At 71.3% G+C, this 1,073-nt stretch carries 1 protein-coding gene; it reads left to right on the top strand.

Annotated elements, in window-relative coordinates; translation table 11 throughout:
* Positions 1–1,073, top strand: a 1,073-nt coding sequence (locus tag G7A99_RS20685) for a molybdopterin-dependent oxidoreductase (protein ID WP_163143762.1), incomplete at both ends; no start/stop codon positions are given.

The raw sequence follows: 1,073 nt of genomic DNA, 5'->3' as shown, positions 1-1,073 counted from the left end.
GACGGGCGCGGCTTCGCCTCGATGATCAGCGCCGGCACCGGCGAGGATGACTTCCTGGGCTCCGAGTGCGTCTCCTGCGGCGCCTGCGTGCAGGCCTGCCCCACCGAGGCGCTGGAGGAGAAGACGTTCATCGAGGCCGGCGCACCGGAACGCGCCGTCGTCACCACCTGCGCCTACTGCGGCGTGGGCTGCTCCTTCCAGGCGGAGCTCCGCGGCGATCGCATCGTGCGCATGGTCCCCTACAAGCACGGCCAGGCGAACCACGGCCACTCCTGCGTGAAGGGCCGCTTCGCCTGGGGGTATACCAACCACCCCGACCGGATCACCAGCCCGATGATCCGCGAGCGCATCACCGACGCCTGGCGCGAGGTGAGCTGGGAGGAGGCCATCGGCTTCGCCGCCGAACGGCTGAACGGGCTGCGCGAGCGCCACGGCCCGGGGGTGTTGGGGGCAATCACCTCCTCGCGCTGCACCAACGAGGAGACCTTCCTGGTCCAGAAGCTCGCGCGGGCGGTATTCGGCACCAACAACGTCGACACCTGCGCGCGGGTATGCCACTCGCCCACCGGCTACGGGCTGAAGAACACCTTTGGCACCTCCGCCGGCACCCAGGACTTCGATTCCATTCAGAGCGCGGACGTGGTGCTGGTGATCGGCGCTAACCCCACCGACGCCCACCCCGTGTTCGCCTCCCAGCTCAAGCGCCGGCTGCGGGCGGGGGCGCGGCTGATCGTCGCCGACCCCCGGGCCATCGACCTGGTGCGCTCGCCCCACGTCGAGGCGGACTACCACCTTCAGCTCCGCCCGGGCACGAACGTGGCGCTCGTGAACGCCCTCGCCCACACCGTGATCGCCGAGGGACTGGAGGACGCCGGCTTCATCCGGACCCGCTGCGAGGCGGACGAGTATGCGGCCTGGCGCGAGTTCATCCTGCGCCCGGAGAACGCCCCGGAGGCCGTCGAGGAGGTCACCGGCGTGCCCGCCGGGACCCTGCGGGCCGCCGCCCGGCTCTATGCCACCGGCGGGAACGCCGCGATCTACTACGGCCTCGGGGTGACCGAGCACAGCCAGGG

This window comes from Arhodomonas sp. KWT (assembly GCF_010993615.1).
This window is presented reverse-complemented; position numbering and strand designations above follow the sequence as displayed.